This is a genomic window from Pseudomonas kitaguniensis (assembly GCF_049199985.1).
Classification (GTDB): Bacteria; Pseudomonadota; Gammaproteobacteria; order Pseudomonadales; family Pseudomonadaceae; genus Aquipseudomonas; species Aquipseudomonas kitaguniensis.
In genome coordinates this window covers 3,004-21,166 of sequence record NZ_JBLZPT010000044.1, presented here as the reverse complement: position 1 = coordinate 21,166, position 18,163 = coordinate 3,004, and the positions used below count along the sequence as shown (strand labels likewise).

Genomic DNA, 18,163 nt, shown 5'->3' with positions numbered 1-18,163 from the left:
GGCTGACTGAGCAGGCTCTCCAGATCGAAATCAGGGTACTCGCTGACCAGTTCAACCTGGATCGCGTACAAGCTGCTGATGGCTTCGGTGCCGTGAAACGCCAGCACCTTGAAGTCGTTGCGAACAGTGGGAATCACCAACGCAAAGTGCGCAGTATTGGCCGGCGCGTACATGCGCTTATCCTTGATCCGAGAGCGGGGCGCCAGGCAATGCTAAGGCCTCTGGCTTGAACACGCTTAAGTGCCGGGCACGCTAACAAAGCGGCAAAAGAACTGATGCAGGACGCTTCCGACACGGCCGTGCGACCGTTCGTAAGCCAGCGCCGAAGTCACGTTGCATGACTTGGGCAGATACTCACTAATGCGGCTGCAGATCCCTAAATCTGACGCGTCCGCTGCGTTGGTCTAAATGACCGCTATCGTAGTGGTGAGAAGGGGATGTACTTCACCTGATCGTTCCCGCGCTCTGCGCGGTAATGTCGCTTTGGATGCTCTGCATCCAGCGTTAGGTGAAGTCAATAATACCGGCGCAGTGACGCGGAGCGTCACGGGATGCATTCCCACGCGGAGCGGGGCAACGATCGCGCTCTTGAACAACGCCTTGCCTGTTTGAGGCACAATCGCTTTGATAGCGCTGGCTGAAATGCAGCCGCGTTACTCACCGTACCAATACTGTGCGGTAACGCCGCCATCCATCAGAAAATCGCTGCCGGTAATAAACGTGCCCTCAGGCCCCATCAGCAATGCCGCCACGGCACCCACTTCATCGGGCGTACCACCGCGTTTGGCTGCAGAAGATTCGATCATGCTGCGATACCCATCACCACGCGGGCCATTGAGTTCATCGCGCGCCAACGGGGTGAAGATGATGCCGGGGCTGATCGTATTCACCCGCGCACCACGCTTGCCCCATCGCACGGCTTGCGCAGCCACGCGCAGCGAGTTGGCGCGTTTGGAAATCTGGTAGGCGTTCAGCGACTCTGTCACACGCTCAGGTTGTAGCATCGGCAACGCGAGCAACGCCTCCGTCGGGGTTAACGCCAGGGCTTTGTTTTGCTCGGCGGTCAGTGCCGGCAAGCGGTGGCCGGACTGCGAGGCGATGACGATTGCCGAGCCGCCTTTTGCGATGACCTCACCAAACAACTCCAGCACCAGGGCCGTGCCATACAAGTCGACACGCAAAATAGTCGCGGGCGCAGCCTGGGAGGGAGAAACACCTGCCGCATGAATGACGCGGGTGATGTCGCCCATGCTCGAAGCCAAGCTGACGAGTGCCTGCACGGACTCGCGGGACGACACATCAACGTCGGCCGTCACGACCTCAAAACCCGCATCGCTCAACACCTTGGCGGCGGCATCCGCGGTTTCCCGCCGCAGGTCTGCGAGTAACACGTGTTTGCCAGCGCTGACACGCCGAGCGATGGCTTGGCCAATTGAACCCGCACCCATTACCACAGTGACTTCAGTCATTTTCGCTTCTCTTGAATGGCTTGACCCCACTCTACGGTGAGGCGCACTCGATGATTAGCCTCCCGCCCACGCGCGCCCTTGTGAATTGAATTCACGAGTAAGCGTGGCTGCGGGATGGGCAGGGCTATGACCCTGCGCATTGGTGAATAAGGTTCATGAACTCATGTACGCAGCTGCCGATTATCAAAGCGCGCCCCAACGCTTAGCCTGATGGCTCGCCAACTTCACGCGCTTACGCGGTTAAACCGTCTTCATTAGTGAGGAAACATCATGTCTTTACAGGACCCACTTCGCCGCAAAGTGGTTGCAGCTATCGCCAGCCTTCCACTGATAGCCACAGGCGCGGGCCTCGGTGGGCAAGGTTCGAGTGCGTCGAAAACAAAGGTGTTGGTCGCCTATTTTTCACGTTCAGGTAATACCAAAGTTATTGCAGGGTTGATTCAACGGTCGCAGAACGGCGATTTATTCGAGATACGCCCGGCAGCCGCGTATCCCGATGACTACCTCGAAACGGTTGAGCAAGCGCGTCGGGAGACAGCCGCCGAATTCAAACCTGGTTTAGACCAAACAGTTGCGGATATGGAGCGCTATGAGGTGGTGTTTCTCGGGTTCCCGATCTGGGGGCAGACCGCGCCGCCCGTCATCAAAACATTTTTGTCGGAGCATGCATTGGCAGGCAAAACAGTCGTGCCTTTTATCACTCACGGCGGCTACGGGCTGGGCAACAGCCTGGGCGTAATCGCCGATCATGCGCCCGGCGCTCACGTCCTTGAAGGGTTCGTAATGGAAGGGCAGCAAGAACGCAAAACCATGGAGCAAGTGAATGGGTGGCTAAGCCGATTGGCTTAGCTGCGTTGCAGTGTTCCGCAACATCAAACGCCGTAACGTTTGTTTCCGCCAGAGGTCATGCAGTACCGGCCGCCTCTTGGCTCTATACACACTGTTCCAGACGAGGAAGGGCAAGGTCTATCTCCTGTACTATCAACGCTTCTCAACAATGGCTGCGCCAACCCCTCGGCGGTGTTTTTTTATGATGTTCCACATTTACCTAACCGTTGCCTACCTGTACGTGCTGTGGCGCTTTGTGCTGCCGCTTCCCATCGCACGTGGCTGGCGCGTGCTGTTGGCCGTGGCGCTGCTCGTCATCTCCAAGTATCACCTTATTCTGATCGCGGTTTACTCGACGATGTTCTCGCCTGAGATGCCGCGCGCCGCCGTCCTGATTGCTGGGTGGCTGTTCTGCGCCTTTGTGCTGGTGTTTGTGCTCACGCTGTTGACCGATCTGGTCAGCGCTGTTGTTGCAGTGTGTCGCAGAATGAAGATCAGCGATGTGTTTAATGCCCGAGTGCGTGGCGCTGTCGCCGCTGCAGCGTTGCTGCTGTCAGCCGTGGGTGTTTATCAGGCGGTGCAGTTGCCTGAAGTGCGGCGTGTGGAAGTCACCCTTGAGCATCTGCCGCGCTCACTCGATGGGCTGCGCATTGTGCAATTGACTGATTTGCACATCAGCCGCCTGTTCCAGGCGGAGTGGGTTGAGGGCGTTGTAGCGCGCACCAACGCGCTGAATGCCGATGCGATTTTGATCACCGGTGATCTTATCGATGGCACTGTCGAAGCTCGCAAGAAAGACGTAGCGCCATTGAGCAAACTGAGCGCTCCCATGGGTGTGCTCGCCATCCCTGGCAACCACGAATATTACTTCGATGTTGATCAGTGGCGCGCAGAGTTCGAGCGTTTGGGCATACGAGTGTTGGTGAACGAGCACGTCGTGCTGCGCAAAGGCGCAGACGCCTGGGTGGTCGCGGGTGTCGCCGACGAGGCCGCGACCCGGTTTGGCCATAAAGGCCCGGACGTAGTTCAAGCGCTTGCCGGCGCACCCGCCGATGCACCGACTATTTTGATGAAGCATCGCCCAGCCGGGGCCGCGGATTCAGCGGCGGCGGGGGTCGGGTTACAGCTGTCCGGGCATACCCACGGCGGCATGATCAGCGGCCTGGATCGGGTGGTGGGTTACGCCAATCAAGGTTTTGTTTCGGGCCTTTATGCGCTCGGCAAAATGACCCTTTACGTGAGCAACGGCACTGGCTTGTGGAACGGCTTTCCCATCCGCCTCGGTGTTCCCGCAGAAATTACCGAGATTGTGCTGCGAGCCGCTCCGGCGCTTAACCAGTAGCGCGTGTCAGTTATGCCGCTCAGGCGAATCCTGTCACCGCATGCGGCACGTAAGGCGCCTCAAGGCGTTGGATGTCTTCGTCACTGAGCACCAGGTCGAGCGCTGCGATGGCATCGTCCAGTTGGCGTGCTTTGGAGGCGCCAACGATGGGCGCTGATACGCCGCGTTTGGCCAACACCCACGCCAATGCTATTTGCGCCATCGGCACGCCGCGCTCCCCGGCGAGCTGCTCTACAACATCGATCACACGACCGTCTTCAACTTCCGTCGCCTGGTAAAACGACTGCCCGGAGAGGTCGGTTTTGGTACGTTCGGTCTGTTGCCCATGCGGCCGCGTAAGCCTGCCGCGTGCCATCGGGCTCCAGGGCATCAGCCCTACGCCCTGATCGAGGCACAGCGGGATCATTTCGCGTTCCTCTTCCCGGTACACGAGGTTGACGTAGTTCTGCATCGACACAAATTTGCTCCATCCGTTGGCCACGGCCACCTGTTGAGCTTTGGCGAATTGCCATGCGTACATCGATGAAGCGCCGATGTACCTGACTTTACCTGCCTTTACCACGTCGTGCAGGGCTTCCATGGTTTCTTCGATGGGCGTGTCATAGTCCCAGCGGTGTATTTGGTACAGGTCAACGTAGTCGGTGCCGAGGCGTGTCAGGCTGGCATCGATGCTCGCCATGATGGCTTTGCGCGAGAGGCCTTTATCGTTCGGCTTTGTGGAGCCTTCCCACATGTTGGCCGGAAAGAATACCTTTGTGGCGATCACTGTCTCTTCCCGGCGCGTGAACTCTTTCAGCAGCTTCCCAACGATGGTTTCCGAGGTGCCTGCGGAGTAGCTGTTCGCCGTGTCAAAGAAATTAATGCCGTGCTCTACGGCGTGCTTGATGATGGGCCGGCTCGCGTCCTCGCCCAACGTCCACGGGTGTGTGCCGGCGTCAGGTTCGCCGAAGGTCATGCACCCAAGGCACAGCCTGGAGATGTCCAGGCCGGTACTGCCCAGCTTCACGTATTTCATAACAGCCTCCCTCGGATCGTTGAATCAGCTTAGGTTACAGGTTTGGCCTTTTGGTTTTCACCGTTCGTCCAAACCTTGGCACTCGCAGCGAGCCACCGCCTCTTATCATTAAGCGCGGATTTCCCGAGCGTTGAAACGGTGAACCAGCATGGAAATTAATGAGAATGCTCCAGGCAACCTGTCGCAGCAGGACGTAACGCGCGGCACAGACAATGAAACGGGGCATGACCCTCGGCGGGATGAAAACCCGACTACCGCGCCGCATCATGACGACGGCGCGCCGCTCGAGGAAGATATGTCGGATGTGGACGCTGCCGATTCTGTGGCGAGTGAGCACCCCGACAATTGATCAGCCTCGTGTCAGCGAACCCGGCCACTGCGCCGGGTTTTTTGTCTCTATATTTTGTAGGTTTTCGATCAGCAGGTGCGCTGGCCGCCGAGTCTGACGCCCGTCACGAGCACGTTATTCAATAAACAACCCGTCTGGATCAATAGTTCCAACCGAATTCAGGGTTGCCACATGCGGATTCGGCAGCTAACCTGAAAATGTATGAATTGTTACGAATAATTTCGGAGGCGGCTTTTTATAGGTCGCGCGACTTCAGGACGAGGAACGAAAAATGTTTTCACACGAAGGTCCCGCACTAGAGCTGTTGTTGTTCATTTTTGGCTTGGCTGGCCTGCTGTTGGTGGTTTGGTTTGTTCACCATCAATACGAACGAAAGAACGGGAAAGGCGTAAAAAAACAACAAAATCGTAATCCCAATCGCTCGACGTAAACCATTGCGCGAGTGCTGCTGGCGGTCTGCTTTACAGCCTGACCGCCAGCCAAGGCGAGCATTACGCGACGCTGCAGACCCAGCGGTGATTGTGCCGATAGGGCGCACGGGTGAAGTGAACATCCGCCACCAGGTTGAGACCACGCTCCTGTAGCGCTTCGGTCAGTTTTACGAGTGTCTCTGCTTGGATAGTCATGGCTGTTACCTCATCAGATTACTGCGTTCATAATTCTTGACCGGATGGGCAACTGGCTAATTCAAATTTTCTAACGCGTTGATTGATGCGCGGCGTGCGGTAAGCCCGAATCGCAGGCAAAGAAAAGCCCACGATGGGGGCGCGGGCTTAAAGGTGTTCGCTTAGGAGCTGAGTCAAGGCTAGGCGCCTGACTGTGAAAACCCTGTGAAATGTAGACGCGGTGCCGAATTTTTTTGCAGCACATTGAGCATGCCACGGTTTGCTGCGTTACCCGGTAAACCGGAACCCATCTGATAGTTTCTCCTTCAAATACGCCACCAACGCGCTCACCGATTTGGGCACGTGCGGTGAATACGGCCGAATCAAGTAAATCTCATCGGCAAACGCGCCCTTGAGCGTCCAGCCTTTAAGCACCTGCACCAGTTTGCCGTTGGCCAGCGCGGCCTGTGCGCTGAAATCCGGGAGCAGGGCGATGCCCAAGTGGTTGAGCGCCGAGTCGCGCAGGGCTTCGCTGTTGTTGGTCGAAAAGCTGCCGGAGATAGGCACCGTGACCCGCTCGACCTGTTTGGCCACGCGTTCGAACGTCCAGGCGGGCTGGTCGCTGCCGCGTGGATAGTAGAGGCAGTTGTGCGCGGTGAGGTCATCAGGCTGGCGCGGTTCGCCGTGGCGTTGCAGGTAGTCCTGGGTGGCGACCAACACCGAGGAGGTGTCGCAGAGCTTCCACGCTACGTGGGTTTCCGGCACCTGAAAGCCGTGCCGCACCGCGAGGTCATAACCCTCTGCCGCCAGAGAACTCAGCGCGTCCGACACCTCCAACTGGATGCGCACCTGCGGGTACTGCTGCAGGAACTGCGACAGGTGCGGCACCAACTGTTGCCGGGCAAACGCCACCGGCGCGGTGAGGCGTACCAACCCTCGAATCTCGCCGGCAGCGTCACGCACCGACGAGAAACTGCGGGCGATGTGCGCGTAGGCGCTGCGCACTTCGCGGGTTAATGACTGCCCTGCATCGGTCAACCGAACGCTTCGCGTAGTGCGGGTTACCAGGCGTGTACCGGTGGCTTTCTCCAAGTCGGAAATACGCTGGCTAACGGCGGATTTACTCACCCCCAGCCGCGCCGCCGCGGCGGTGTAGGTGCCGTGTTCCTCCAGCACCGACAGCCAGTGAATGTGCGTCCAAAGCCCTTCGATCTCAGCCTTTTCCATGATTCTATTGTTCGCCTTTAAGGACAATAAGTTCTGGATTCTGCTCTGGTTTTGAACAAATCGAAAGCCTATCGTGTGGCTCAACGCTAATCACCAGGGACCCATTGCCATGACCACGACCCTTGCGCACTACATCAACGACCAGCGCGTTTCCCGCGATGATCGCTATCAGGACGTCTACAACCCCGCCACCGGCGAAGTGACCGGGCGCGTGGCACTGGCCAGCCGCCAGACCGTTGGTGAAGCCGTCGACGCCGCGCAAGCTGCGTTTGCCGGTTGGGCCGACACGCCGCCGATCCGCCGCGCCCGCGTGCTGTTCGAATACCTGCACCTGTTGCGTGAGCGCAAAGACGACCTGGCGCGCATCATCGTCGCCGAGCACGGCAAGGTGTTCACCGACGCGCAGGGCGAAGTCGACCGCGGCATCGACATCCTCGAATTCGCCTGCGGCATTCCCAACTTGCTCAAGGGCGAGCATTCCGATCAGGTTTCCCGTGGCATGGACAACTGGACATTGCGCCAGCCCTTGGGCGTGGTCGCCGGCGTAACGCCGTTCAACTTCCCGGTGATGGTGCCAATGTGGATGTACCCGATCGCCATCGCGGCGGGCAACACCTTCATCCTCAAGCCCAGCCCGACTGACCCGAGCGCCTCGCTGTTCATGGCCGAGTTGCTGCGTGAAGCCGGCTTGCCCAAAGGTGTGTTCAACGTGGTGCAAGGCGACAAAGAAGCGGTGGATGCGCTGCTTGAGCACCCACATGTCAAAGCGTTGAGCTTTGTGGGTTCCACGCCGATTGCGCAATACATCTACGAGACCGGTGCGCGCAACGGCAAGCGCGTACAAGGCCTGGGCGGCGCGAAAAACCACATGGTGGTGATGCCCGACGCGGACATAGACCGCACCGTCGATGCCCTGATCGGCGCCGCTTACGGCAGTGCCGGTGAGCGCTGTATGGCGATCTCGGTGGCGGTGCTGGTGGGCGATGTGGCTGACAAAGTCATCGCCGCCCTGGCCGAGCGTGCCAAGGCGCTACGCATCACCGACGGGCGCGACTTGAAGGCCGAGATGGGGCCAATTGTGTCGCGCGCGGCACGGGAACGCATCAGCGGCTACATCGAACAAGGCGTGCAAGCGGGCGCGCACCTGCTGCTTGATGGGCGTGATTACGTGCCTGCCGAAGCGGGGCTGGAAAACGGCTTTTGGCTCGGCGCGACGTTGTTCGACCACGTGACAAAAGACATGAGTATCTACCGCGAAGAAATCTTCGGCCCGGTACTTGCGTGTGTGCGCGTGAATGATTTTGCCGAGGCGGTGAAGCTGGTCAACGACCACGAATTCGGTAACGGCGTCAGTTGCTTTACCCGCGACGGCAACATCGCCCGCGAATTCTCGCGGCGTATTGAAGTGGGCATGGTCGGCATCAACGTGCCGATCCCCGTGCCGATGGCCTGGCATGGTTTCGGCGGCTGGAAAAAGAGCCTGTTTGGCGACATGCACGCCTACGGCAACGAGGGTGTGCGCTTCTACACCAAGCAAAAATCAATCATGCAGCGCTGGTCCGAGAGCATTGAGCAAGGCGCGGAATTTGCGATGCCTGTATCCAAATAACCGTTTATAAAGCATCCCAAATCCAATGTGGGAGGGGGCTTGCTCCCGACGGTAGTGTGTCAGTCACCGCATTAATTGACTGATACACCGCCATCGGGAGCAAGCCCCCTCCCACAGTTTTAAGCGTGTTCCCTGAATCGTAACCGTGAGCGGATTCGCCATGTCTGTAGTCAACTAACATTTCGCAAAAACGCCGAAATTCCAATGTGGGAGGGGGCTTGCTCCCGATAGCAGAGTGTCAATCACCGCATTAATCGACTGATACACCGCTATCGGGAGCAAGCCCCCTCCCACAGATTTGACTGCGTTTAGGCCGATACCTTCTGTGGCTTCAGGCAGTCGATGGCGCGATCCACTGTGGTCTTGGCCATTTCCAGCAGGTGCCACACTGCCAGAATTTTCGCCCGCTCGGGACTTGCCAGCGGTTCACCGCAATTGAGCGCCGTGGCCGAAGCGCTGTGCAGCAAACTGGCGGTGTAGAGCAGGGCGTCTTCGAAGCTCAAGTCATCGATTTGAGCAGTGTGGGTCGGCAGGTAATGATCAATGGCGCGGTTGAAGGCGGCGCGGTCTTTGGAAGGATTGAGCGGTGGGTCGGGGACGGCTTTGTTCATCTTGGAGCTCCTGTCTGAATCAAGGAGCCAGCACGCTTGGCGACTAAACCATGGGTGGCGGCTGTACGCAGGTTAGTCGACCGGTCAGAACAGGAACCCGGCGCGCCCGAAGGCGCCCTGCGCACAGCCACCATAAACATCATGAAGCCATGCGCCTGTTCTGAATCCGGGCGACTAAACCCGGTCACTGTTAAGCAGTGACGGATCGCAGACTAGCCACCGATTCCAGCAGGCACAAGGCGGCAGGGATTGTCTAGGAAACGTCCTGCAATTAACAGAGACATGGCCTGCTGGCCCTTTACAAACCATGTCTAAATGCCACTCACCGCATCAAGGTGGGAGGGGGCTTGATCCCGATGGCAGTGTGTCAGTCACTGTAGTAATTGACTGATACACCGCCATCGGGAGCAAGCCCCCTCCCACAGTTTTAAAACCCGTGTTCCCGGAATCGTAACCGTGCGCGGATTTGCGATGTCTGTGGCAAGTGACACTTTGTAAAACGCCAAGAAACCAATGTGGGATGGGGCTTGCTCCCGATGGCAGAAAGCCCCCTCCCACAGTTTTTTACTGCGCTGCCTGCGACACCCATTGCACGCTGTCGTACACAAAACCAGGGCTCAAGAACCCCGTCACGGCGCTGCCGGAGGCGACGCCAATCTCCAGTGTGTTAAGCCCGGCTTGCAAGGCCGACTTGGGCACCAGTATGTCAAACAGCGTGTTGTTGCCGCGGTAGGTGCCGCGCGTGATACCTCGGCTGTCGGGCTGGTTGGAGGCTGCGGGCACCGGCGCGTTCCAGCGTTGGTTGAGGCTGACGCGGGGGCGGCCGCCTGCTTGCGCAAGCGTCACGTACACGCGCAGGTGGTAGTCCTGAAGCTCATTGGCGCCGAGCACAAAGCTGATGCGCGTTGGGCTGTTGATGTCACGCCACTGCACTGCGGGGAAGTCGCCGAGCGGGCTGGTTCCCACCGTGTAGGTGATGGGCCCCCACGGAGCCATTCGTGTGTCTGAAGGGTGCGACGAGGCAAGCCGACTGGCATTAAGAAAGCCCGCAGGGGTGCCATCAGGCACGCCGATCTGCCATTTCACGCGGCCAGTCGGTGGCTGCGCGGTCAACGTTGTATTGGCGATATTGCCTGCCTTGACGTCAACCGAACCGCGCGCCACTTCCAACTCGTTCTGGTACAGCGTGGTGCGGTATTGACCGGGGCGCACCCCCGTCAACTGCGCATCACCTCGCGCATCGGCACGCGCCCAATACTGCGCGTTCGCATTGCTCAGGCCGATCAAGGTCGGCTGGCCTGCGGAAACACCGGACACATGCGCTGAAACAGAGCCTCGGCCGGCACTGCCCAAAAAGCCCTTGAGCCCCAGTGAGTCATTCACAAAACTCACGTCGCTCAGCGTGGCGCTCGGCTGCACACCGCCGGTAAACAGCAGGCCATACACACCGTGCAGGCCGCCGCGATACGCCTCGGTCTGGGTGTGGTTGGAGAACATGTAGTTGTACAGTTCGTGGGTGGTCGCGGTTTTCTGCGTGGCAATATCCTTGAAAAACGGCCCGCCGGCACTGAGTTCACGGTTACCCATCAGCATGTATACGGCAACGGTTGGCCCGCTGACCCCGTGAAGGGGGTCGTCAATCATGGGTTTTGCCGAATAGAACTTGGAACTGGTGCGGCCATCCGCCAACAAAAATACATCCTCGCTTTCGATCGCCTTGCCCACATTTGAGTCGGTGCCATAGGCCGCCTTGGGCAGCTTGTTGACGTCGAGCCGCGTGACGAAACGCAGCTCCCCGATCGGCAGCAAGGTTGGCGCGTACGTGGCCATGTAGACCGCGTCGCGACCTTTGCGCGCAATGTAGTAGTGAATCAAATTGCCCGCCTGCGCGCTCACCACGATCACCTCGCCGACGGTTTTCACGTCGATGCGTGCGGTGCCGAGGCCGGAGGCAATTTGCGAGCTTTTCGACTCACGGGTTTGCAACTCGTCACCGCGATAGCGCAGCGACACAAGGTCGCCGTTGCGCGTGTCCACGCTGAACACCAGCTCCGCGCCGGTATCCACCACCACACGCGTGCCGGTTTGGGTAGCGCCAAAATTGCCGGCTTGGGCAGAGGCGGGCAGGGCAATGCTTGCAAAGCAGGCAAAGCACAGAATCAGTAGAGGGTGCTGCATCCGAAATTATCCTTAATTGGGATGAGGGGTGTTGCCGATTTTGCCGACACCCGCCTCGCTGGGCACCAGTGTCATCGCGACATCTGCAGACAGCGGGGTGATGAGGTAGTCAAGGTAGGGCTGAAACGCTTCAAGCGCAGCGGTATCCTGCGGTCGATAATCGTTGCCGCTCACCTGCGCCTGGTTGGCTGCGCAGGGCCTGCCAATAATACGCTGGCAAGTGCTGTTGACTGAAGGCGATAGTGGGCTGAACGGCGCAAATGCTGTGCCGGGTTGCACCGGGTAATTGAATAACGGATGGGCCACGTGGTCGAACACGTTGCCTTCCACAAACAGGTGGGAGGTGTCAGTTCGCGACATGATCGCGCCCTGATAGGTGAGGTTGCTGAAAACGTTGTTGACCACATGCGCGAAGATTTCTGCCTCGCCCATGCCCCCGGAATGGGGGCCACGGCCTGAGGTGTCGTGCACGTAGTTTCGGGCCACCGTGAGGGTGTCGTGATGCCCGAGGAACAACCACACCCAATAATGATGGCCGTCGCAGCTCGCCGAATAGTCGGTACGCCCATCGAACTCGTTGTTGGAAATGGTCACGTGGGCAGCGGTGCCCCAGCCGGTTACGATCATCTGCCGGCCGATCAGTGCGAACCGGTTGTGGTCAATCCACACGCCGTCGGCCCCGTCGATGGTCAGCGCATCGCCACCCCACACCACACGGGCGTTGATGTCTGAAAGGCTCAGGTTGCGCACGATCACGTTGTGCGCGCCACCGCCAATGTATAAGCCCATGCCCTGGATGCCGCCCTGGTCGCCCTCGCCAATCAGGGTTTTGTTCGACCCCACCTTCAAACGCTCCAGGCCGGCATTGTCATAGGTCACCTGGACTGGCGGCCTCGACTGACAAAAATTGTTGGCGCCATTGAGAGCCCATTGCCCGCCGCCTTTTTTGCACACGTTGACCATGCAGCCGCTTTCAACGGTTTGGGCGCTGCCGTTGTGCAGCACACTGCCGCGAAAATCATAGACGTGGTCCAGAGCAATCACGCGTGGCGTGTCATCCGTGCAGTTGCCAAAGTAGTCATAGCTTGCACAGAGCAAATTTTTCAACTCGTCCAGGCTGGCCGGGTGCACGGCCGCGACTGTACCGCCGCCTGTCACACCTTTGGCGAAGCCGTCGGGTACATCGTCGGCGTGGGCGAGCATCGGTATTAGCAGCGACCCGCACAGCGCAACGACGCGCATGAGGGCTGGCGGCACTTTCAGGCAGGGGAATAACGTTGGACGCGTCACAGGTCTCTCCAAGAGGGGGCGGGGCGGGTTGGATGCGCCGGATAATCTACATATCGACTGAGACGTATCAACTGTTTAAGTGACTGCCAAGCCGCTCTTTTGCCATCGTTCAGCCATTGTTCAGCGTGAGATACTTGATTAGCTAACTTTCTATTTAATTGCTTAGTTGTGAAGTGCCATTGTTTTTATATCAAGGACATAAATACAGTGATGGCCTTTATAGTTTAAGTGTTTCTTCATGTTGCGGTAAGCGATGTTCCATGTTAAACCTTGTTCTGCACTTTCAGAGTCCACCGTGACTCATTCTTTTCAGTCGCCACTTAGTTGTCGGCTGTCATGTGCTATTTAATCTTCGCTTGTTACCTGAGCGTCAGTAAAAGGACATCAACATGAAACATGCGAATTACACATCCACTCGCTGGACACGGGCTGATGCGCTAAAAGTTAATGAAAATGACCCGACGACTACGCAGCCGTTAGTGAGCCCCGACTTTCCCGTTATGAGCGACAGCGTGTTTATCTGGGACACCATGCCCTTGCGCGAACTTGATGGCACTGTGGTATCCGTGAATGGCTGGTCGGTGATTTTTACCCTGACCGCAGACCGCCGCCCGCATGACCCGCAGTTCATCAATGCCGATGGCCGCTATGACATCAAGCGCGACTGGGAAGACCGCCATGGCCATGCGCGTATTTGCTATTGGTACTCGCGCACCGGCAAAGACTGGATCTTCGGTGGCCGGGTGATGGCCGAAGGCGTCTCGCCGACCACACGTGAATGGGCGGGTACACCCATTCTGCTGAATAACAATGGTGACATTGATCTGTATTACACCTGCGTCACGCCGGGTGCCACTATCGCTAAAGTCAGGGGCCAGGTTATAACGTCGGACACCGGCGTCGAACTCCAAGGCTTTACACACGTTAAATCTTTATTTTCTGCGGACGGCACCTATTACCAGACCGAAGCGCAGAACGCCACGTGGAACTTCCGCGACCCCAGCCCTTTTATCGACCCGAAAGATGGCAAGTTGTACATGGTGTTTGAGGGCAATGTTGGCGGAGAACGCGGCAGCCACACAATTGGCCCGGATGAACTCGGCCTGGTGCCGCCCGGTTACGAAGATGTCGGCGGTGCGCGTTTCCAAATCGGTTGTATCGGTATAGCGGTTGCCAAGGACCTGACAGGCGAAGAGTGGGAAATTCTGCCGCCGTTGGTGACCGCCGTCGGGGTGAATGATCAAACCGAGCGGCCGCACTATGTATTTCAAGACAACCGGTATTACCTGTTCACCATCAGCCACAAGTTTACCTACGCTGACGGCTTGACCGGCCCGGACGGCGTGTATGGGTTTGTCGGCGATCACCTGTTCGGCCCGTATACGCCGATGAATGCCTCCGGCCTGGTGCTCGGCAACCCGCCGTCGCAGCCATTTCAAACCTATTCACACTGCGTGATGCCGAATGGTTTGGTCACATCGTTTATCGACAGCGTGCCCACCACTGGCGACGACTACCGAATCGGCGGCACCGAAGCGCCAACGGTGAGGATTGTACTGAAGGGCGACCGCTCATTTGTGCAGGAAGCGTATGACTACGGCTACATCCCGCCAATGCGCGACGTGGTGCTAACCCAATAAGCTAGGGGCAGCTGCAAGTAGCAAGCTGCAAGCTGCAAGCTGCAAGCTAAAACCAGGCGGCTTGCGGCTTGCCGCTTGCCGCTTGCAGCTTAAAGCTCGCTTCCCGCTTCATCGTCTTCCTGCACGCGTGCTCACGTCCACCCACACCGCCAGCACCAAAATGCTGCCCTTGACGATCATCTGCCAGTAACTGTCCACGTCGAGCATCGACATGCCGTTGTCCAGGCTGGTGATCACCAGCGCCCCCAGCAATGCGCCGTACACGGTGCCCGAGCCGCCGCGCATGGAGGTGCCGCCGATAAAGCAGGCGGCGATGGCGTCGAGTTCGCCCATATTGCCCGCCGAGGGTGAGCCGGCAGCGAGGCGTGCGGTGTTGACCATGCCGGCGAAGGCGCACATGACGCCCATGATGCCGAATATCCACAGTTTCACCGCTTGCACGTTGATGCCCGACAAGCGCGTGGCTTCCATATTGCTGCCCACCGCATACACGCGGCGGCCGAACACGGTTTGGCTGGTGACGTAGCTGAACACGCCGAGCAGCACCAGCAACAGCAACACCGGCACCGGGATGCCGTCGTAGCTGTTGAGCGTGGTGACAAACCCGGCCAGCACCGCGCCGATCAGCACCACACGTAGCGCATCACGCATCCGTGAGTGCGCGGCCAAGCCATGCAGCGCGCGGTTGCGCCGTTGTTTCCAGGTCAAATACACGCTCAAGGCGAACAACAGCACGCCGAGCCCTGCGCCCACGCTGTGCGGCAAATACCCTTGGCCCACGTACACCAGCGACGGCGAAACCGGCGCGATGGTGGTGCCACCGGTGATGCCGAGCAGAATCCCGCGAAACGCCAACATGCCGCCCAAACCGACAATAAACGACGGGATGCGCAGGTAGGCGGTCATGTAGCCGTTGGCCAGGCCAATCATCAAGCCACACAGCGCCACCAGGCTGAGGTTAGCCAGCAGCGGCAGGTGATACACCACGTCCAGAATCGCCGCCAGGCCCCCGAGCAAGCCAAGCAAGGAGCCCACCGACAAATCGATTTCGCCGCTGATAATCACCAGCACCATGCCGCACGCCAGAATCCCGGTGATCGACATCTGCCGCAGCAGGTTGGACAGGTTGCGCGGGGTCAGGAACCCGCCCTCGGTCTGCCAACTGAAAAACAGCCAGATGAGCGCCACGGCAATCACCAGCGCGAGCATTTTGTAGCGAGTAAAAAGGTGTTTGACCTGATTCATCTACGCGGTCTTCCGATCGTTATTGTTAGGGCTGAGCGCGGCGGCGAGTACCTGTTCCTGGGTGAGCCCCTGGTTGATGAAGTCTCCGCGCAGTTGGCCGTCGCCGATCACCAGCACGCGGTTGGACACGCCCAGCACTTCGGCCAGCTCCGAGGAGACCATGATGATCGACACGCCTTCGGCCGCCAGTGCGCCCATCAGTTTGTAGATCTCGTATTTGGCGCCCACGTCCACGCCGCGCGTGGGTTCATCGAGGATCAGCACGCGCGGTTTGGCCATGAGCATTTTCGCCAGCACAGCCTTTTGCTGGTTGCCGCCGGACAAGCTGGTGATCGGCAAAAACGCGCTGGCGGTTTTGAGGTGCAGACGTGCGATTTGCTGGTCGATGCTGCCCAGCTCGGCCTCGGCGTCGATGCGGCTGAGGTGCGCGTAAGTGTCGAGTACGGCCAGGGTGATGTTTTGGCCCACGCCGAAGTCGGGGATGATGCCTTGGCGCTTGCGGTCTTCGGGCACCATGCACAGCCCGGCGCGGATCGATTTGAGCGGCGTGCGCGTGTCGATCAGTTGGCCGTCGAGCCACACCTCGCAGCTGTAGCGGCCGGGGTAGGCGCCGAACAATGCCGATACCAGCTCCGTGCGCCCGGCGCCCACCAGCCCGGCAATGCCGAGGATTTCGCCGCGCCTGAGCACGAACGAAATGTCGTCGACGCGTTTGCGCGCGGGGTTGTCGACATCAAAGCAGGTGACGTTGCGCGCTTCGAAAATCACCTCGCCGACAGCATGCGGTTCGGTGGGGTAGAGGTTGCTCATCTCGCGGCCGACCATCTGCGTGATGATCTGCGCGATGTCCATGTCCACCATGGCGGTGGTCGCGATGTGCTTGCCATCGCGGATCACTGCGACGGTGTCGCACACCGCCGCCACTTCATCGAGCTTGTGCGAGATGTACACGCAGGCCACGCCCTTGGCCTTGAGGTCGCGGATGATGTTGAGCAGCACCTCGATCTCGGAACGGGTCAGGGCCGAGGAGGGTTCATCCAGAATCAACAGGCGCGCGTGCTTGTTGAGTGCCTTGGCGATTTCCACCAGTTGCTGGTAGCCGCCGCCGTATTGCGACACCGGCAGCGCGACGTTCATGTCCGGCACTTTGAGTTCGCGCATCAGCGCTTCGGCGCGGTGCAGCATCGCCGGGTAGTTCATGCGCCCGCCGGGCAGCGTCAGCTCGTGGCCCATAAAGATGTTCTCGGCCACCGAGAGGTCGGGCACCAGGGTTAATTCCTGGTGAATGATGACGATGCCGGCGGCCTCGGTTTCGCTGATGGACTGGGCCTGCAGCGGCTGGCCGTCCCACAGGATCTCACCGTCCCAGGTGCCGTACGGGTACACCGCTGACAACACCTTCATCAGGGTCGATTTGCCGGCACCGTTCTCGCCGCACAGGCCCAGGCATTCGCCCGGCCGCACCTTGATGTCGATGCCGTCCAACGCGTTGACACCGCCAAAGGTTTTGACGATGCCGTTCATTTGCAGCAGGTAGTCGGACATGGCGGTCACTGCCCGCCAATCTGCTCTTTGGTGTAGAAGCCGTCCTTCTCCAACAGGTCGATATTGGCTTTGGTTAACGGTGTCGGCGTGAGCAAGATGGTGTCGACTTTTTTGCTGCCGTTGTCGTATTGCGAGCTGTAGGCGGGTTTCTCGTTACGGGCCAGTTGCACCGAGAGTTTCGCGGCTTCGGTGGCGATCAGTTTGAGCGGCTTGTAGACGGTCATGGTTTGGGTGCCATCGATCACGCGCTTGATCGCGGCCAGGTCGGCATCCTGGCCGGAGATCGGCACCTTGCCCGCGAGTTTCTGCGCGGCCAAGGCCTGGATAGCGCCGCCTGCGGTGGCGTCGTTGGAGGCGACAATGGCGTCGATTTTGTTGTTGTTCCGGGTCAGCGCGTTTTCGACAATGCTCAGGGCTTCGGTGGGGTTCCATTCCTTGACCCATTGCTGGCCTACAATCTTGATATCGCCCTTGTCGATGGCCGGTTGCAGCACTTTCATCTGGCCTTCGCGCAGCACTTTGGCGTTGTTGTCGGTGGGCGCGCCGCCGAGCAGGAAGTAGTTGCCTTTGGGCGCCGCTTGCAACACGCCGCTGGCCTGCATTTCGCCGACTTTTTCGTTATCGAAGGAGATGTACGCGTCGATGTCGGCATTCAGGATCAAGCGGTCATAGGACACGACTTTGATCCCGGCTTTCTTGGCCTCGCTGACGGCGTTGGTCAGCACGGTGGCGTTGAACGGCACGATGACGATCACGTCGACGCCGCGTGAAATCAGGTTTTCGATCTGCGAGATTTGCTTCTGCTCGTTGGCATCGGCCGATTGCACGAACACCTTGGCGTCGAGTTTTTCGGCGGCGGCGACAAAGTAGTCACGGTCGCGGGACCAGCGTTCGAGGCGCAGGTCATCGATGGAAAAACCGATTTTCGGGTGCGCGGAATCCGCCATTACCGGCAGCGCGAGCAGGGACAGGGCAGTGACGAGCAAGCTGCGTTTGAACGAGTTCATGGTTGTGCGTCCTTTTATTGTTGTTGGAAAGACACTGTGTAGCGACTCCAGGCTAAGGCTGTACCGGTGGCGAGCGAGCTTGTTGTGGGGGGGGGGGGGGCCCCCCCCCCCCCCAACAAAAAAACCCCCCCCAAACGAACGCGGGGGTATTAATGTTATAAAACCCCGAGGGGAAATAACACCCGGCCCCCACCCCCCCCGGG

At 59.0% G+C, this 18,163-nt stretch carries 16 protein-coding genes; 6 read left to right on the top strand and 10 right to left on the bottom strand.

Features of this window, described 5'->3' with window-relative positions; all coding sequences use genetic code 11:
- Positions 1 to 653 precede the first annotated feature (653 nt).
- A complete protein-coding gene (locus ACOZK9_RS27055) occupies positions 654 to 1,469 on the bottom strand; it encodes an SDR family oxidoreductase (RefSeq protein ID WP_421556958.1) in 816 nt (271 codons plus the stop codon).
- A gap of 267 nt (positions 1,470 to 1,736) precedes the next feature.
- On the opposite strand from ACOZK9_RS27055, the gene ACOZK9_RS27050 reads away from it, so the two are divergent.
- Together ACOZK9_RS27050 and ACOZK9_RS27045 are read left to right on the top strand one after the other, a co-directional pair.
- Positions 1,737 to 2,318 carry a flavodoxin gene (locus ACOZK9_RS27050; protein WP_421556961.1) on the top strand — a complete coding sequence of 194 codons (582 nt, stop codon included), beginning with the start codon at positions 1,737 to 1,739 and terminating at the stop codon, positions 2,316 to 2,318.
- A gap of 184 nt (positions 2,319 to 2,502) precedes the next feature.
- Positions 2,503 to 3,639: a metallophosphoesterase gene (locus ACOZK9_RS27045; RefSeq protein ID WP_421556960.1), complete on the top strand. Its 1,137-nt coding sequence runs from the start codon at positions 2,503 to 2,505 to the stop codon at positions 3,637 to 3,639.
- A 19-nt stretch (positions 3,640 to 3,658) separates the two neighbouring features.
- On the opposite strand, the gene ACOZK9_RS27040 is transcribed toward ACOZK9_RS27045, so the two are convergent.
- Positions 3,659 to 4,654: an aldo/keto reductase gene (locus tag ACOZK9_RS27040; RefSeq protein ID WP_421556957.1), complete on the bottom strand. Its 996-nt coding sequence runs from the start codon at positions 4,652 to 4,654 to the stop codon at positions 3,659 to 3,661.
- Positions 4,655 to 4,802: 148 nt separating this feature from the next.
- On the opposite strand from ACOZK9_RS27040, the gene ACOZK9_RS27035 reads away from it, so the two are divergent.
- Both ACOZK9_RS27035 and ACOZK9_RS27030 read left to right on the top strand, forming a co-directional pair.
- Complete coding sequence (locus ACOZK9_RS27035) at positions 4,803 to 5,003, top strand: hypothetical protein (RefSeq protein ID WP_058413262.1); 201 nt, start codon at positions 4,803 to 4,805, stop codon at positions 5,001 to 5,003.
- 271 nt (positions 5,004 to 5,274) lie between these two features.
- Positions 5,275 to 5,433 (top strand): hypothetical protein, encoded by a 159-nt coding sequence (locus tag ACOZK9_RS27030; protein WP_162839873.1) that lies wholly within the window; start codon positions 5,275 to 5,277, stop codon positions 5,431 to 5,433.
- A 61-nt stretch (positions 5,434 to 5,494) separates the two neighbouring features.
- Here the strand turns inward: ACOZK9_RS27030 and ACOZK9_RS27025 are convergent, their stop codons facing one another.
- Positions 5,495 to 5,629 carry a hypothetical protein gene (locus ACOZK9_RS27025; protein WP_259642483.1) on the bottom strand — a complete coding sequence of 45 codons (135 nt, stop codon included), beginning with the start codon at positions 5,627 to 5,629 and terminating at the stop codon, positions 5,495 to 5,497.
- Between the two features lie 267 nt (positions 5,630 to 5,896).
- The gene (locus tag ACOZK9_RS27020; protein WP_058413261.1) at positions 5,897 to 6,835 is read right to left on the bottom strand and encodes a LysR family transcriptional regulator; all 939 of its coding nucleotides are present in this window, start codon (positions 6,833 to 6,835) and stop codon (positions 5,897 to 5,899) included.
- Positions 6,836 to 6,944: 109 nt separating this feature from the next.
- Between ACOZK9_RS27020 and ACOZK9_RS27015 the strand changes: the two genes are divergently transcribed.
- Positions 6,945 to 8,444 carry a CoA-acylating methylmalonate-semialdehyde dehydrogenase gene (locus ACOZK9_RS27015; protein WP_421556956.1) on the top strand — a complete coding sequence of 500 codons (1,500 nt, stop codon included), beginning with the start codon at positions 6,945 to 6,947 and terminating at the stop codon, positions 8,442 to 8,444.
- Between the two features lie 308 nt (positions 8,445 to 8,752).
- Here the strand turns inward: ACOZK9_RS27015 and ACOZK9_RS27010 are convergent, their stop codons facing one another.
- The 3 genes from ACOZK9_RS27010 to ACOZK9_RS27000 all read right to left on the bottom strand — a co-directional run bounded on the left by ACOZK9_RS27010 (position 8,753) and on the right by ACOZK9_RS27000 (position 12,475).
- Positions 8,753 to 9,055 (bottom strand): DUF6124 family protein, encoded by a 303-nt coding sequence (locus ACOZK9_RS27010; RefSeq protein WP_058413259.1) that lies wholly within the window; start codon positions 9,053 to 9,055, stop codon positions 8,753 to 8,755.
- A 564-nt stretch (positions 9,056 to 9,619) separates the two neighbouring features.
- Positions 9,620 to 11,233, bottom strand: coding sequence for a rhamnogalacturonan lyase B N-terminal domain-containing protein (locus ACOZK9_RS27005; RefSeq protein ID WP_421556955.1), 1,614 nt, complete (start codon positions 11,231 to 11,233; stop codon positions 9,620 to 9,622).
- A gap of 12 nt (positions 11,234 to 11,245) precedes the next feature.
- A complete protein-coding gene (locus ACOZK9_RS27000) occupies positions 11,246 to 12,475 on the bottom strand; it encodes a pectate lyase family protein (protein WP_421556959.1) in 1,230 nt (409 codons plus the stop codon).
- 437 nt (positions 12,476 to 12,912) lie between these two features.
- On the opposite strand from ACOZK9_RS27000, the gene ACOZK9_RS26995 reads away from it, so the two are divergent.
- Complete coding sequence (locus tag ACOZK9_RS26995; protein ID WP_421556954.1) at positions 12,913 to 14,163, top strand: glycoside hydrolase family 68 protein; 1,251 nt, start codon at positions 12,913 to 12,915, stop codon at positions 14,161 to 14,163.
- Between the two features lie 108 nt (positions 14,164 to 14,271).
- Here the strand turns inward: ACOZK9_RS26995 and ACOZK9_RS26990 are convergent, their stop codons facing one another.
- From ACOZK9_RS26990 to xylF, 3 genes are read right to left on the bottom strand one after another with little or no spacing between them, the layout of a single operon-like run.
- The gene (locus ACOZK9_RS26990; RefSeq protein WP_421556953.1) at positions 14,272 to 15,408 is read right to left on the bottom strand and encodes a sugar ABC transporter permease; all 1,137 of its coding nucleotides are present in this window, start codon (positions 15,406 to 15,408) and stop codon (positions 14,272 to 14,274) included.
- The gene (gene xylG / locus ACOZK9_RS26985) at positions 15,409 to 16,953 is read right to left on the bottom strand and encodes a D-xylose ABC transporter ATP-binding protein (protein ID WP_421556952.1); all 1,545 of its coding nucleotides are present in this window, start codon (positions 16,951 to 16,953) and stop codon (positions 15,409 to 15,411) included.
- A gap of 5 nt (positions 16,954 to 16,958) precedes the next feature.
- The gene (gene xylF, locus ACOZK9_RS26980) at positions 16,959 to 17,960 is read right to left on the bottom strand and encodes a D-xylose ABC transporter substrate-binding protein (protein WP_058413253.1); all 1,002 of its coding nucleotides are present in this window, start codon (positions 17,958 to 17,960) and stop codon (positions 16,959 to 16,961) included.
- Between the last annotated feature and the right edge of the window lie 203 nt (positions 17,961 to 18,163).

Coding starts and splice junctions, on each gene's coding strand:
- ACOZK9_RS27055 (WP_421556958.1), bottom strand. CDS start 1,469: ATGACTGAAGTCACTGTGGTAATGGGTGCGGGTTCAATTGGCCAAGCC.
- ACOZK9_RS27045 (WP_421556960.1), top strand. CDS start 2,503: ATGTTCCACATTTACCTAACCGTTGCCTACCTGTACGTGCTGTGGCGC.
- ACOZK9_RS27040 (WP_421556957.1), bottom strand. CDS start 4,654: ATGAAATACGTGAAGCTGGGCAGTACCGGCCTGGACATCTCCAGGCTG.
- ACOZK9_RS27035 (WP_058413262.1), top strand. CDS start 4,803: ATGGAAATTAATGAGAATGCTCCAGGCAACCTGTCGCAGCAGGACGTA.
- ACOZK9_RS27030 (WP_162839873.1), top strand. CDS start 5,275: ATGTTTTCACACGAAGGTCCCGCACTAGAGCTGTTGTTGTTCATTTTT.
- ACOZK9_RS27025 (WP_259642483.1), bottom strand. CDS start 5,629: ATGACTATCCAAGCAGAGACACTCGTAAAACTGACCGAAGCGCTACAG.
- ACOZK9_RS27020 (WP_058413261.1), bottom strand. CDS start 6,835: ATGGAAAAGGCTGAGATCGAAGGGCTTTGGACGCACATTCACTGGCTG.
- ACOZK9_RS27015 (WP_421556956.1), top strand. CDS start 6,945: ATGACCACGACCCTTGCGCACTACATCAACGACCAGCGCGTTTCCCGC.
- ACOZK9_RS27010 (WP_058413259.1), bottom strand. CDS start 9,055: ATGAACAAAGCCGTCCCCGACCCACCGCTCAATCCTTCCAAAGACCGC.
- ACOZK9_RS27005 (WP_421556955.1), bottom strand. CDS start 11,233: ATGCAGCACCCTCTACTGATTCTGTGCTTTGCCTGCTTTGCAAGCATT.
- ACOZK9_RS27000 (WP_421556959.1), bottom strand. CDS start 12,475: ATGCGCGTCGTTGCGCTGTGCGGGTCGCTGCTAATACCGATGCTCGCC.
- ACOZK9_RS26995 (WP_421556954.1), top strand. CDS start 12,913: ATGAAACATGCGAATTACACATCCACTCGCTGGACACGGGCTGATGCG.
- ACOZK9_RS26990 (WP_421556953.1), bottom strand. CDS start 15,408: ATGAATCAGGTCAAACACCTTTTTACTCGCTACAAAATGCTCGCGCTG.
- xylG (WP_421556952.1), bottom strand. CDS start 16,953: ATGTCCGACTACCTGCTGCAAATGAACGGCATCGTCAAAACCTTTGGC.
- xylF (WP_058413253.1), bottom strand. CDS start 17,960: ATGAACTCGTTCAAACGCAGCTTGCTCGTCACTGCCCTGTCCCTGCTC.